Raw genomic sequence first — 13,583 nt, forward strand, 5'->3', positions numbered from 1 at the left:
GACTTAAGCTGCAAAGCCTGTCTTCAATCTTTTCTTATTTTTATTCATATTATGCAATCACTTCAAAAACGGAAGCGGTCAGATTCTCCACATAGAAGGGTCTCTTATGGCGGCTATTGCCGACCAATAAACGTAGATGATCCGCATTCTCCAGATAATATGGCAGTCCACTTGCATTAAAAATGATTTCATAATGTTTTTCATCTTTAATCTCAAAAATGACAATACCACTGCCGGCAAAGGCTTCTTTTACAAAGACATGTTTGTAAATCTCTTCATAGGTTTGATAAGAAAATTCCTTCTGACTTGTCTTTAAGCGAATGATTTGCTTGATATAGTCAATACTCTCCTGATGTTGGCTGATCAATTCCCAATTCACTTGGTTGATAGCATCGGGAGCATTGTAGCTATTCATTGCTCTGTCACGGTCGCTAGGAAGGACTTGGCCCTCTTCGCCTGTTCCTACTAGTTTTGTGCGGGAAAATTCTTGGCCCAATTCCATAAATGCCATCCCCTGCATAAGCAAGTTCATAGATGTTGCCAGCTCAATTCTTTTGGTCCGAATGACCTCATCATCATCTGGGTGCAAGTCAACCAGCAAGTCATGCAGGTTGAAATTATCATGCGCCTCCACATAATTAAGAACTTGGCTTGGTGTCAAATAGGAGCCTAACTCACTACTGCCCAGAATGGCTTTGGCTATGATATCTTCAGTCGCTTGTCCGCTCACATAACCTGCTTTCAGACCACCGTAGACTTCAGCACCTTTCACTGCATCACGCTCGGTGTCATTAAAGAAACCAATTCGCGGCAGTTGATAAGCATTGTCTTTCTTAGCCTTGTCCTCTGGCATCAGGCCTGTTCCCATATCCCAACCTTCACCATAAAGCAAAATCCTTGGATCAATTTTATCCATTTCTTCTCGGATGATATTCATGGTGGTGACATCATGGATTCCCATCAGATCAAAACGGAAGCCATCCACATTGAATTCTTCTACCCAATAACGAAGTGAATCAATCATGAATTTGCGGAACATTTCATGCTCACTGGCCGTCTCGCTGCCAACTCCGGTACCGTTTTGGAAAGAACCGTTGGGATTCATCCGGTAGTAATAATCGGGAACCGTTGACTGAAAGGCTGAGTCAAAGGTCGAATAAATATGATTGTAAACCACATCCAAGGTCACAGAAATCCCTGCATCGTGGTAAGCCTGAATCATGGTTTTCAAATCTCGGATGGCCTGACCCGGATCATCTGGATTAGAAGAAAAACTGGTTTCTGGTGCATTGTAGTTCTGTGGATCATAGCCCCAGTTATAAGTAACTTGGCCATTTTCGTCATAGTCCTTGTGTCGGTCAGAAACCGGCTGGAGCTGTACGACATTGATACCTAGATTGCGAATGTAATCAAAAGTAGTCTGATCTTCCTGACTATTTCTAGTGCCACGTTGACAAGCACCTAAAAAAGTCCCTCGCAAATGCTCTGCGACACCTGAACTAGGCGATTTGCTAATATCTCGGATATGCATCTCATAGATGACCGCCTGATTCGGATTATCTAAACGCCAAGTTGCCTCCTTGCCTTGACATACCTTAAAACCAGCAACAGTCTTGTCCTGTTCAGCAACAATAGCTGAGCGCTTGCCATCAGGACTGGTGGCGATTGTATAAGGATCGCGCGTCAAAAAATGCTGATTTTCAAAATGAACATGATACTGGTAGGTCTTGCCAGCTAAATCTTCTGGCACTTCCACCGACCAAACTCCGATTGTATTTTTAGCATGATCGTGCGAGTAAATCTCTCCCTTTTCCATAGGGAATTCTTTATAAACGGGTGCTTGATTATCAGAAGTTTCATAAACTACCAATTCAACCTTTTTGGCTGTCGGAGCCCAAACTCTAAACTCATTTACTTGCCCCTGCAGACGATGCCCAAGCCAACCTTGGTAACCCCAGCATTCATCAAAATAATCCGACCGCATGGCCACATCGAAATTATGGGGACGTCGCCGCGAATATTGGTGGCTCGTCGTCGCCGCTTGCAAGGAATAGTAGACCTGATGGTCGCCTTCAATCAACCAAACCTCTGTAGGCAAATGAACTGGCAATAAATCAATGTGGTAGTCGCAAGATTGGCTGGACCAGTCTGAACGCTTGACAATCACATGAGCCTGATTGAGAGGCTCCCAACTTTTAAAAGATAGTTCTCCCTGGATACCAAAATAATCTAGTTTAGAAAAAGGTGCTTCTTTTCCCCACTGATCTGTCTGCCACTGCCACAAATCATAAGAAAAGTAATCTCCCTTAGGATTGTGGTAATGGACAATGACCTTATAGTCTAGCATTTTCATTTATCTCTTCATTCTAATTTTTCTAAGGAAAGAGCGCTCTCATCGATTTCATCTATATTGGCGAAAAACTCCAGATGATTGTGCAAAACTTCCAATTCTACTGGTGTATCTCCTCCGTACTCACCGTCCAGATTCAACATAAAGGGTGCTTTTTTATCCAATACTTCTAGCTTCAATTTGCTGGTTTTCAGATATTCAACATTGGCATCCGTCACGTGTTGGCCGCCATTAATTGCCTGTATGATGAGACTAAGCATATCAAATAGCTTGGCCGTTTTTACAAGAATCAAGGTGAAATTTCCATCGTCCAGTTTGGTATCTGGCGCTAGTTTTTCAAAGCCTCCGATAGAATTAGTCAAGGCTGCAAAGACAAGCGAAATCTTGCCTTCAAAAACACCATGGTCATGCTCAATTCGTACCTTACGGGATTTGGAGCGCGGCAGCATCTTGGCTCCTTCGGCTACATAAGCCAGATAACCTAGACGGGTCTTGACTTCACTAGGGACACTGTAGGTCAGCTCAGTCAGCGTACCTGCCGCCGCAATGTTGATAAAGTATTTGCTACCATAAGCCCGACCGATATCCATCTGAATCGTCTGGTTTTTCTCGATAATCCGAGCTGCAGCCACTGGATCTCCCATCGGAATTTTCAAGGCACGCGCATAATCATTGGTCGTACCAGTTGGGATGAAAGCCAGCTTGGGGCGCACATCTAGACCCGCAACTCCATTCACTACTTCATTGATAGTCCCATCTCCACCAGCTGCTATAACTAAATCAAAACCTGCTCTTGCTGCTCTTTCAGCTTCTCGCTGAGCAGAGAAAGGCTCTGGAGTTGTCTGGTAGGCACTGGTCTCATAGCCAACATCTTCCAAGACATCCAAGACTTCGGCAATATTTTTTTTGATAATTTCCTGCCCAGAAGTTGGGTTATAAATCAATCTTGCTTTTTTTATTTTATTTTCCATACTCAGCCTCACAAGCTATCTAGCCAGTCCTCGTCTCGAATCTCGATCCCAAGTTCTTGAGCTTTGGTTAATTTGCTGCCTGCATCGCTACCTGCCACCACCAAATCTGTCTTTTTAGACACACTTCCAGCAACATTTGCGCCCAAGCTCAGCAATTTTTCTTTAGCTTGATTCCGTGTTAATTTTTGTAATTTTCCGGTCAGTACGACTGTTTTGCCAGCGAGAGCGGCATCAGCTGCCACTTTCTCCCCTAGATAGTCTAGGTTGACGCCAGCTTCTTGTAATTCTTGCAGCAGAAGCTGACTACCTTCTTGCTCAAAGTAAGAATGCAGGCTCTGAGCGATAACCGTCCCCAAGCTGTCAATAGAAGAAATTTCCTCTTGACTGGCCTGTGACAACTTGATCATATCGTGGAATTTCTCCATCAAAATCCGACTAGCCTTGCTTCCCACGTGGCGGATTCCCAGACCAAAGAGCAATTTCTCTGCTGAGTTTTCCTTGGAAGCTTGAATGGCAGTATACAATTTATTCGCTGATTTTTCCTTAAAGCCGTCCAAGGTCAGCAAATCTTCTACAGAAAGTCGGTAAATTCCAGCCACATCCTTGACCAAGGCCTTATCAAAGACCTTTTCTACCACTGCTGGACCAAGGCCCGTAATATTCATGGCATCCCGGCTGGCAAAGTGAATCAGCCCTTCCTTGATCTGGGCCGGACAAAGAGGATTGATGCAGCGCAGAGCTACTTCGTCCTCGAAATGCACCAGCTCACTCTCACAGCTTGGACAGTGACTTGGTATTTCCAAATGCTCTTCTGAAATGCGCTTGGACTCCACCACGCGCAAGACAGCAGGAATAATATCCCCCGCCTTATAGACGATAACGGTGTCTTTCTGACGAATATCCTTCTCTGCAATATAATCCACATTGTGCAAAGTCGCTCGGCTGACAGTCGTTCCCGCTAGCTGCACTGGCGTCAAATTGGCTGTCGGAGTTACAACTCCCGTCCGGCCGACTGTCCAGTCAACAGACAGAAGCTGGGCTTCTTTTTCCTCAGCTGGAAACTTATAGGCAATTGCCCACTTGGGAGCCTTGACAGTAAAACCAAGCTCCTCTTGCACCGCCAAGTCATTGACCTTGATGACAATGCCGTCAATCTCATAAGGCAGACTGTCCCGCTCCTGAGCAATCTTTTCGATAAACTCCCAAACGGCATCGATCGAATCCGCTAGAAAATGAATCGGATTAACTGAGAAGTCCAAAGAAGCTAGCTTGCTCAAAACTGCTTCTTGGCTGCTGGCCTCAGTCGGACTGGCTTCTTGGTAGAGGAAGGTTGCTAGATTACGCTTGGCCACAACCGCTGTATCCAACTGGCGCAAGGTTCCTGCTGCCGCATTGCGGGGATTGGCAAACTCAGGCTCACCATTCTCCTGCCGCAATTGATTGACCGCATCAAAGGAAGCCTTGGGCATGTAGCACTCTCCGCGAACCGTAATGTCCAGCGGCTCTTTCAAAATCAGAGGAATATCCTTGACCCTCTTGAGATTTTCAGTGATATTTTCACCAACCGAACCATCTCCCCGAGTCGCTCCTGCTACCAAGATTCCCTTTTCATAGGTCAGGGAAATAGAGAGCCCATCAATCTTGAGCTCACAAAGATAAGAGACCTGAGGAAATTCCTTGCGAATCCGCTGGTCAAAAGCCATTAATTCTTCACGTGAAAAAGCATCCTGCAAACTAAAGAGAGGATACTGGTGTGGATATTTTTCAAATCCTTCTAAAATCTTCCCACCCACCCGATGCGTTGGGCTATCAGGTAGGATATCAGTTGGGTACTTTTCTTCTAACTCCACTAATTCACGATAGAGTCTGTCATACTCGCTGTCTGATACACTTGGCCTATCTGCCGTATAATACTCATGAGCGTATCGATTGAGCAATTTGACTAATTCTGACATTCTTTCTTTCATACTTCTATTTTATCACAAATACACAAAATCTTCCTCTATTTGTTCCGAATTCTCACTAAAAAAGAGGACATAAAAAGAGCGGAAATTCCGCTCTCTGCTGTCTTATTTTGTCAAATCAATCCTTTTAGCAATCTGGTTAATAATGATAGCTCCAACAATCAAGGAAGCAAATTCTCCAATAGCCGTTGTAAACCAAGTCAGGAAGAATGGCAAGCCCTGTAAGAAATACAACTCTGCCGCAATGGTCACCATCGAAATAGAGAAGAAAATGGAAAAATAGAAATGATCCAAGCGAAGCAAATCTTTAATCAGGTATTGATCCTTATAGCGACTGAAAAGGTAGACACCTAATGATAGGAAGACTAGAGTTGACCAACCACCGACAAAGACATCAATGATTCCAAAGCTATAGAGATTGGCAATCATACAGCCAATAGTCACCCCCAGAATGTATTTACGATTGTAAAAGGCCATAAAGTTCATCATTTCAGAAATTCTGAACTGGTAAGCACCATAGCTTATAGCATTTAAAGGGGGCGTAATCGTAAGGGATACATAAATAGCAGCAACAATGGCAATCTGAACCAAATCACGGACTGATAAGTTTTCTTGTTTCATGTTTTCTCCTTTAGCGCATGAGCGCGTGTAATATGCTTGGCGAAAGAAGCTAAGCGCCAAGGGTTGCGTCAGACGGAAAAATCATCTCCCAAAAATCGACAACTTCACTAGTATAGCATAAATCCTAGAAATGTGATAGACTATGCTTATGAAAACTTTGATTAAAAAATTCTTTGACAATGAGGTTCTGTCCTATCTTTTCTTTGGTGTGGCAACCACTCTTGTCTCAGTCGTCAGCCGGATGCTCTGCTATGAACTGACAGGAAACGAACTACTAGCTACGATAACCGGTGATATTCTGGGGATTCTCTTTGCCTTTGTGACCAACGATACCATCGTTTTCAAGCAAAAAAGACAGGGCTGGCCAGTTCGATTGGTCAAATTTTTCACAGCCCGCCTGGCTACTATGGCCTTGAACTTGCTGCTAACCTTTATCTTTGTCACTAGCTTTCCGCAGATTATTGGTCAATTCGTCCACAACGATATTAAGATGGTCAACACCATTGAAACTTTGATGGCTCAAGTGCTAATTATCGTTCTCAACTACGTATTTAGCAAGATTTTTGTCTTTAAAAACAAGGCAAAATAAGATGGCTCGGCTTATTTCTCCTATAAAAACAAATCTGGACCAGATAATTCTGGTCCAATTTTATTTTATATTTCCAAACTTGGATGCTCAGCTGTCAGATGAGTAATATCACCCTTGACACCAAAATAATCCTCAATCAGAGTCTGGAGTTCAGTCATAGCTGATTTGGCACGCACCGCCTGCTCTCCATTGATGGCTTCGATAACCAAGATGGCCTCCTTGGTTTCTTCCGTCAGCATGGTCCGCTGCGCTTCTCGCCAGTTAAGACAACGGCAGACCGCTCCCTCTTCATCATAGTAGATGATTTCTTCTGCCAAAGCTGGTGCATCAGTCTCAGCTCCCAGTGGAAAGAATGCCTCACCACCCTTAGCCTTACCCAAATAAAGACCACCGACAATCTTGTCCAAATCTTCACCGCCACATGGAACAGCATAAGAGAGGGAAACACTATTATAAATATCTACCAACGGATTGATTGGATGAAATTCACGCCCCTGACTGACCCGCTTGAGCAGGGCTTCGATAGAGGAACGCGCTCCTTTTTTGGTCTTGAATTTGCTGAAAGCCTGCCGCCACTCCTGAATGACTTCATTTTGAGTGAAGTTCTCATCTAAGATAAAGTCTTCAGCTCGTTTCGCTCCCTTATCTAACAGGGATTTGAAATAAGGATCCTTACTTTCATCCACACTATTATCCAGCCCCTTGACCACTAAAACACTGATCTGAGCTTCCGGAAATACTTGCCAAAATTCATTTTCAACTGCAATTTTCATGTTCTACCTCAATAATTTCTTTTCTGACCTTTTTTGACTAGCTCCCAATCCTTGGTAATATTCTCTCGGACGCGAACAAGCAACTTTTCTAACTCTTTTCGCTCAGTTTCTGAAAATTTTTCCAACGCCACCTGCTCCGAATATTCGTTTTCCGCTATGATAAAAGGATAAAGTGTTGCCCCCTTCTCAGTGACGAACCATTCCTTGTTCTTGCGGTTATTGGCTGCTGGCCGCTGTTCCACTAAGCCTTTACTTTCTAGCTTCTTGACTGAACGAGCCACCGTAGAGCGATCTACCTTGAGCAAGTCTGACAGCTCCTCCTGAATAATCCCAGGATTCTCCGCAATCCGCACCAGATAGAGATACTGCCCCCGCGCCAAATCTATGTCACGAAACTCAATATTAGCGATTGAATCCAAAGCCCGAGCAATGATTCCAATCTCACGTAAAATTGACATACCTCCTCCTTCTGAAGATAGTATAACAAATTTTTATTGCAAATGCAATAAAAATCTTTAGAAATACTTATATTAGAAAAATTCTATATAGAACGAAACCTCCGCACAGAACTCTTCCGCCTTTCCCTTATCTAGACCATCAAAAAAGGGCTAGGAAAAACTCTTAGCCTCACCTTTTGTTAGAAATAGATACTGGGAAGGTTAGCTGATTGCTTGTTAAGCAATCTCTTGATATGTTTTGATAAAGGTCAGTACAATCACTAGCTAGATTCTCTCGAGTACAATCTTCACCTTTAAAATCCATTAGTGTAGCCTTATTACTCACATCATGTAATACTACAATATCAAATCAGCTTGAGAAGAGCATAGAAAAACCACCTGAAGTCAAACCAGGTGGAAATTTTCGGATAGATATTTATTTACTAATGCCTCGTTGCTTCTTAACATATTTCTTATACATTTTTGACTTCTTTCCATACCACTCTTCAATGGTATAGCCATATTCTTCACGGTATTTCTCTTGATTTTTATTGACTGCATTCAAGTTCTCTAGCGTTACTACATTGGATTTAAAAAATGATACCAAAAATAGTCCTAAGAAAATAGGTGAAATTGGTAACAAAGCAAGCAAGAGATACGCTAGGAAATGATTGAGTCCGTTGGTGAAGAGATTGATTCCATACATCAACAACCATAAGAATAAAATAACATTCAAAAATTTTTTAATATTTAGAGAATCAAAATAATCTTTTCTAGCGCGTTGCTTTGTGACAAGGATATAAATAAGATAAATCAGTGATAATACAAATCCAATCCAGTAGATGATACGAATTGCAACTAGGGGGATTAAATACAAGGCACCTATAAACCAACTATAATATAAAATTACGAGCAAAAATAATTGAAGAATCTGAGTCAATAAATAGGTCTTAATACGATTTCTTTTAGAGATGATATAAAAACAAATATAACAAAACCAACAAAACAAGAATAGAAAACCAAAGAAACTATCTGGGGGAATGAGCCCTTTTTCTACTGATGTCAGCTGTGTAACCATTGATGTCAATGGTATAGCTGGGTCATACCCAGCTTCACTAGCCATTCGAAATAAACTTATCGGCAAAGTTGTCGCAATCATAGTCATCAATGAAAATAAAGGTGCTACAGAAAACATCTTCAATATGTTAAAACGTCTGCCCGTCTCAAGTGCATCATTAATGTCTTTTTGTATCTTATCCATTTATTTTCTCCTATTTGTTCAGGTTACATTGTAAGAGGAGGCACCATCGCCATAAAAATCGAGTGAGTAAATCAGCATTGATTAAATTTCCTGATCCAGCGACTCTTTGTATCTTTTCGACTCTTTCCCATACCAGTCTTCTATGGAGTAGTCAGATAACTGGCGGTAATCTTCCAAATATTTTTTGAGATAGTAGCCTTGAAAATTGTTCACACTTAAAACATACAGAAAGTAAAGGAAGGGAACAAATATTATTGGATTAATGGCTACAAAAATTGAACGAAAGGTATCATTTTGCTGAATAAGATCCGAGTTTGGGAAAAAGATACGGAAAATGACTATTAGGAACAGGATAAGCCCTCCGTACCTTTTTGCAAATACAACAAAACGATCGAGAAAATCCGCTCCTCTATTTGAGTAAGTAGACTCTTGATACAAAATTTCGAGCGTATTCTTCTGAAAATTTTGAAATAGTCTAATAAAGTACAAAATAAAAGCAACCGTATATAATGCGCCAGATAAAATCATTCCTATTATCGTTCCTGCTCCAGCTATACCTATTACTAGACACTGCAAACAAAGAAGAAAAATCATAAAATTAGACCATACATTGAAGTAATAATATGATAGTATTGACTGATTTTTTATTTTGGTTAGATCAATTAAATAGCCAGCAAACCCTACAAATCCCAATCCAAATAAAGCACCATTTATGAGGCTTACTTTCATAAATAAAAACTGCAAATTTTGAGAATCAATCCAAATACTAAAAAGAAAGATTAGAAATAGGATAAATTGTATTGTAACAAATCCTAAAAGCTTTCCCTCATAACCTTTTTCATTGAAATCCTCAAATGAAGTTTTGATATACTGATCTGTCACTAAGTTCATACTTTCCTCTAACGAGGCATTAAAAATTGTTTGTTTCATATTTCACCTATTATACATCTGTATCCTTATCCGCTTTTCCTTCTTCATCAAATCTCAGAATAAGCTCACCACTACGGCTTTCAAAGTGCGATACGAAACGACTTTGGATGCTTGCATTGAGGACAGCACCGACGATTAGCACCTTGGCAATCAGGATAAACCAAAACATAATAATCACAACCACCACTGAGCCGACAAAACGCACATCTAAAAAGCGATCCAGGTAAGCTTCAATATAAACAGTAAAAAGGTTCATGAGACTATAGATGACAACGAGAACCAAGGTCGCACCTGGTAGAACATAGCGGATTTTAGGAATTTTCACATTGGGTAAAGAAAAATAAAGCAGAATCAGCGAGAGAAAGAGCATCAGATAAATCGTAGGCTCTGTCATGGTCAGCAACTGCTGGTAGAGGCCGCGGTCAAAGTGCCAGAAATCATAAAGAAAGCCAACCAGCATTCGACCGAATATGGTCAAAACGAGCGACAAGCCTAGCAAGACTTGCAAGCCTAGACTCATGATAAAAGCAAAGATCCGCTCCCAGATAAGGCCCCGCCCTTGCTTCGTACCATAGCATTTATTAAAAGCCTTTTGCAGAAAAGTCATACTCTGGGAAAAAGTCCACAGGGCAGATAAGATAGAAATACTCAGCAAACCTGTCGAAGGCTTGGTCAACACATCTCGGACAGCCTTGGCGATCGTCAGATACAATGACTCTGGCAGTATGTCTCTCAGCGCAACCAAGAGCTCATCTGGCCGAATTTGAAAATAGGGCAGAATATTTGCCGCAATCAATAACAAGGGAAAAATCGAAATCAGAAAATAATAGGCCACAGCAATACTGGTAATATCTGCCTCCGACGCCTGATAAAAATGGAAAAACGCTCTGAGAAATTCATTTTCTCTTATCTTTTTGATGAATCCTGTCACATCTCTCTCCTGTTCAAAAAGACTGGGACAAGCCCAGCCCTCTATACTTAATAAGTCCCTTCTTCGCCCTGGCTGGTTAGAATCACAGGACCGTCTTTGGTAATGACAAATTGGTGCTCATATTGGCAAGACAGACCGCCATCTAGGGTTTTATGCGCCCAACCGGTCTCAAAGTCTGTGTCAATTTCCCAAGTACCTGTATTGATCATGGGCTCGACAGTCAGAACCATTCCCTCCCGCAAACGCAGGCCACGTCCCGCACGGCCATAATGCGGCACCATTGGCTCCTCATGCATGGTTGGACCAACACCGTGACCAACCAAATCACGAACTACTCCGTATCCATGGCTTTCAGCGTATTCTTGAATGGCTGCACCAATGTCTCCGATACGATTGCCAACTTGTGCGGCTGCAATTCCTCGGTAGAGACATTCCTTAGTCACATCCATGAGCTGCTGTGCTTCTAGACTAATCTGTCCAACAGCATAAGCCCAGCAAGAGTCTGCGACACCACCGCGGAAGCTTTCTGTATATTGCTTCATCTGCTCTACGTTGTTAAAGTCCAGCTTAGATACATCCAGCTCAGCCTTGTCGACTAAGCCAACAACCATGTCCACACAGATGATATCACCTTCTACCAATTTTTGATGGCGAGGAAAGGCATGGGCTACCTCGTCATTAAGAGAACAACAAGTCGCATAAGGATAATCCATGATGCTGCCCTCTACGCCAATCTGAAGGGGCAGAGCATTGGCTTCTTTACAGCGCTTGCGGACATATTCTTCGATGTCCCACATATCGATACCTGGCTTGATCAAATCTCTCAAGCCGATATGAACAGAAGCTAGGAAATCTCCGCTCTTGTCCATTAAATCAATTTCACGTTGTGATTTTATAGTAATCATTATTAACCTCTTTACTAAGTAATTTTTACAGTAATCGTTGCTTTGGCAACGATAAGCGAATCTAAGTAGATATCATAGTCAATCACTGCTGTCCGCCGCGTCTGATGAATGATACGTGGCCGAATCTGCAGGACATCATCAATCTGAACAGCCTGAAAGAAATGAATCATCATCTGATCAACGATTAAACTCTGGCTATTCCTCGTCATCAACTGCTGCGTAATCCGAGTGATAATTTCCGTCAAGACGCCATTAGCCAAGACTCTATTTTGCTCCAGCATGAAAGGCTCGACAGTGAAAGAAAAAATATCCTCTTGGCGATGAAGCTTCTGGCCCACCTGCTCACTGAAGGTCGGTAGACTGGAAATCTGTGAGCGACTCATTTTCTCCATAATATCCCGACGAGTAATTACTCCAAGCAGAGTCTGATTGCTACGTACCACCGGAATCATTTCAAAATCCTCTGCAATCATGCGCTGACTGATATTGGCAATATTTGCCGACAATCCAGTCATGAAGATTTTTCGGGTCATAACCTTATCCAAGGTAGTCAAAGGAGACTTATCTCCCGCATCCCGCATCGTCACGACCCCAACCAGCATTTGATGCTGATTGACGACTGGAAAACGACTGGTACGGTTACGACGAACCAAATCCAGATAGTCACGAACGGTATCTGTGTCATGCAAGAAACCATATTCGTGACTAGCCCTATAAACCTGCTCTACTGTCAAAATATCTGTTTTAATCTGGATATTGGACAGGGCGCGGTTAATCATGGTCGCCACGGTATAGGTATCGTGCTTGGTTCTTAGGACGGGAATTTCAATACGATTGGCCAGTTTCAAAACCTCTGGGTCAACGTCAAATCCTCCCGTTACTAGCACGGCATTCTCATTTTCAAGCGCCAAAATCTGAATCTGCGTCCGATCCCCGACAATAAGAAGGCCGCCTTCGTTTAAGTAGCGTAGAATATTTTGCTCGGTCATGGCTCCGATGGAAAACTTGTTAAATTCTTTTTCCAGTCCTCTTTCGCCAGCAAGCACCTCTGAACCAGTAATATCCGCAATTTCCTTGTAGGTCAGGTGCTCTAAAACAACCTTTTTCGACTTCACTCGGATAGTCCCACTTCTGGGTCTGGTTTCGACAATTCCTCTATTTTCAGCTTCCTTGATCGCTCGGTAGGCAGTTCCGTCGCTGACCCCCAAGTAATTTGAAATACTCCGAACACTGACTCGCTTGCCAATTGGAAGATTTTCAAGATAAGCCAAAATTTCCTGGTGTTTACTCATTGAAATCTCCTTTTTCGTAGCGATATTCGGTGTAATCTCTCATCTTTCTCGTATAGCGGTCGCTCCCCTTAAACTGACGGAAGAGCTTAAAACCAGCTTTCAGTGCAACTTTCTGACTAGCAATATTCTCTTCATGCGTAATGATAGTCAGACGCTTAAAATCGAATTTCGTAAAGGAAAGAAAAACCAATTCACAGACAACTTCGGTCATCAAGCCCTGTCCCCAGTAGTCTTTCCTCAAAAAATATCCTAGTTCAGCTTCTTTTTTTATTTCGTCCATTTTTTCAAATTTAATGGAACCAATCATTTCATTCGTTTCCTTATCACAAATTGCCCAGATTCCCAAGGGATTTTTCATAAAATAATTGGCGATAACATATTCACTTTCTTGCAAGCTACTTTCAGTCGGAAAAATAAACTCGGTATTATCCGGACTGGAAGCAATTTTATAAAGGGATTCTGCATCTCCAAAAAGAATCGGGCGTAAAAATGAATGCTCCGTTTCAATAAAAGAAAAAGCTGCTAACTGTGTCCACAAATTCATAGGCTTCCTCTATAA

The 13,583-nt window shown here is 42.1% G+C and carries 13 protein-coding genes and 1 riboswitch; of the genes, 1 reads left to right on the top strand and 12 read right to left on the bottom strand.

Annotated features, from left to right (window positions below):
- Positions 1-49: 49 nt before the first annotated feature.
- From pulA to D8793_RS03265, 4 genes are all read right to left on the bottom strand, one after another.
- A complete protein-coding gene (pulA, locus tag D8793_RS03250) occupies positions 50-2,347 on the bottom strand; it encodes a type I pullulanase (protein ID WP_125370706.1) in 2,298 nt (765 codons plus the stop codon).
- A gap of 14 nt (positions 2,348-2,361) precedes the next feature.
- Positions 2,362-3,321, bottom strand: coding sequence for a diacylglycerol kinase family lipid kinase (locus D8793_RS03255; RefSeq protein ID WP_045499540.1), 960 nt, complete (start codon positions 3,319-3,321; stop codon positions 2,362-2,364).
- A gap of 8 nt (positions 3,322-3,329) precedes the next feature.
- Complete coding sequence (ligA, locus tag D8793_RS03260; protein ID WP_125370565.1) at positions 3,330-5,288, bottom strand: NAD-dependent DNA ligase LigA; 1,959 nt, start codon at positions 5,286-5,288, stop codon at positions 3,330-3,332.
- Positions 5,289-5,390: 102 nt separating this feature from the next.
- Entirely contained in the window at positions 5,391-5,906 is a 516-nt protein-coding gene (locus D8793_RS03265) for a QueT transporter family protein (RefSeq protein ID WP_125370566.1), read from the bottom strand.
- A riboswitch (PreQ1 riboswitch) is annotated at positions 5,904-6,026 on the bottom strand. It overlaps the preceding gene by 3 nt.
- A gap of 28 nt (positions 6,027-6,054) precedes the next feature.
- Between D8793_RS03265 and D8793_RS03270 the strand changes: the two genes are divergently transcribed.
- On the top strand, positions 6,055-6,495 hold the full coding sequence (locus D8793_RS03270) for a GtrA family protein (RefSeq protein ID WP_125370567.1): 441 nt from the start codon (positions 6,055-6,057) through the stop codon (positions 6,493-6,495).
- A 65-nt stretch (positions 6,496-6,560) separates the two neighbouring features.
- On the opposite strand, the gene D8793_RS03275 is transcribed toward D8793_RS03270, so the two are convergent.
- The 8 genes from D8793_RS03275 to D8793_RS03310 all read right to left on the bottom strand — a co-directional run bounded on the left by D8793_RS03275 (position 6,561) and on the right by D8793_RS03310 (position 13,568).
- The gene (locus tag D8793_RS03275; protein ID WP_125370568.1) at positions 6,561-7,268 is read right to left on the bottom strand and encodes a B3/B4 domain-containing protein; all 708 of its coding nucleotides are present in this window, start codon (positions 7,266-7,268) and stop codon (positions 6,561-6,563) included.
- Positions 7,269-7,276: 8 nt separating this feature from the next.
- Positions 7,277-7,726, bottom strand: coding sequence for a MarR family winged helix-turn-helix transcriptional regulator (locus tag D8793_RS03280; protein ID WP_125370569.1), 450 nt, complete (start codon positions 7,724-7,726; stop codon positions 7,277-7,279).
- A gap of 415 nt (positions 7,727-8,141) precedes the next feature.
- Positions 8,142-8,966 carry a hypothetical protein gene (locus tag D8793_RS03285; RefSeq protein ID WP_125370570.1) on the bottom strand — a complete coding sequence of 275 codons (825 nt, stop codon included), beginning with the start codon at positions 8,964-8,966 and terminating at the stop codon, positions 8,142-8,144.
- An 81-nt stretch (positions 8,967-9,047) separates the two neighbouring features.
- Entirely contained in the window at positions 9,048-9,896 is an 849-nt protein-coding gene (locus D8793_RS03290) for a hypothetical protein (RefSeq protein WP_125370571.1), read from the bottom strand.
- A gap of 10 nt (positions 9,897-9,906) precedes the next feature.
- Positions 9,907-10,827 carry a YihY/virulence factor BrkB family protein gene (locus D8793_RS03295; protein ID WP_125370572.1) on the bottom strand — a complete coding sequence of 307 codons (921 nt, stop codon included), beginning with the start codon at positions 10,825-10,827 and terminating at the stop codon, positions 9,907-9,909.
- Between the two features lie 47 nt (positions 10,828-10,874).
- The gene (locus tag D8793_RS03300) at positions 10,875-11,732 is read right to left on the bottom strand and encodes a methionyl aminopeptidase (RefSeq protein ID WP_125370573.1); all 858 of its coding nucleotides are present in this window, start codon (positions 11,730-11,732) and stop codon (positions 10,875-10,877) included.
- A 14-nt stretch (positions 11,733-11,746) separates the two neighbouring features.
- Positions 11,747-13,024 carry a CBS-HotDog domain-containing transcription factor SpxR gene (spxR, locus tag D8793_RS03305; RefSeq protein WP_125370574.1) on the bottom strand — a complete coding sequence of 426 codons (1,278 nt, stop codon included), beginning with the start codon at positions 13,022-13,024 and terminating at the stop codon, positions 11,747-11,749.
- The gene (locus D8793_RS03310) at positions 13,017-13,568 is read right to left on the bottom strand and encodes a GNAT family N-acetyltransferase (protein WP_125370575.1); all 552 of its coding nucleotides are present in this window, start codon (positions 13,566-13,568) and stop codon (positions 13,017-13,019) included. Before D8793_RS03310 ends, spxR begins: the two co-directional genes overlap by 8 nt.
- Positions 13,569-13,583: the final 15 nt, after the last annotated feature.

The organism is Streptococcus cristatus (assembly GCF_003943465.1).
Taxonomy (GTDB): Bacteria; Bacillota; Bacilli; order Lactobacillales; family Streptococcaceae; genus Streptococcus; species Streptococcus cristatus_C.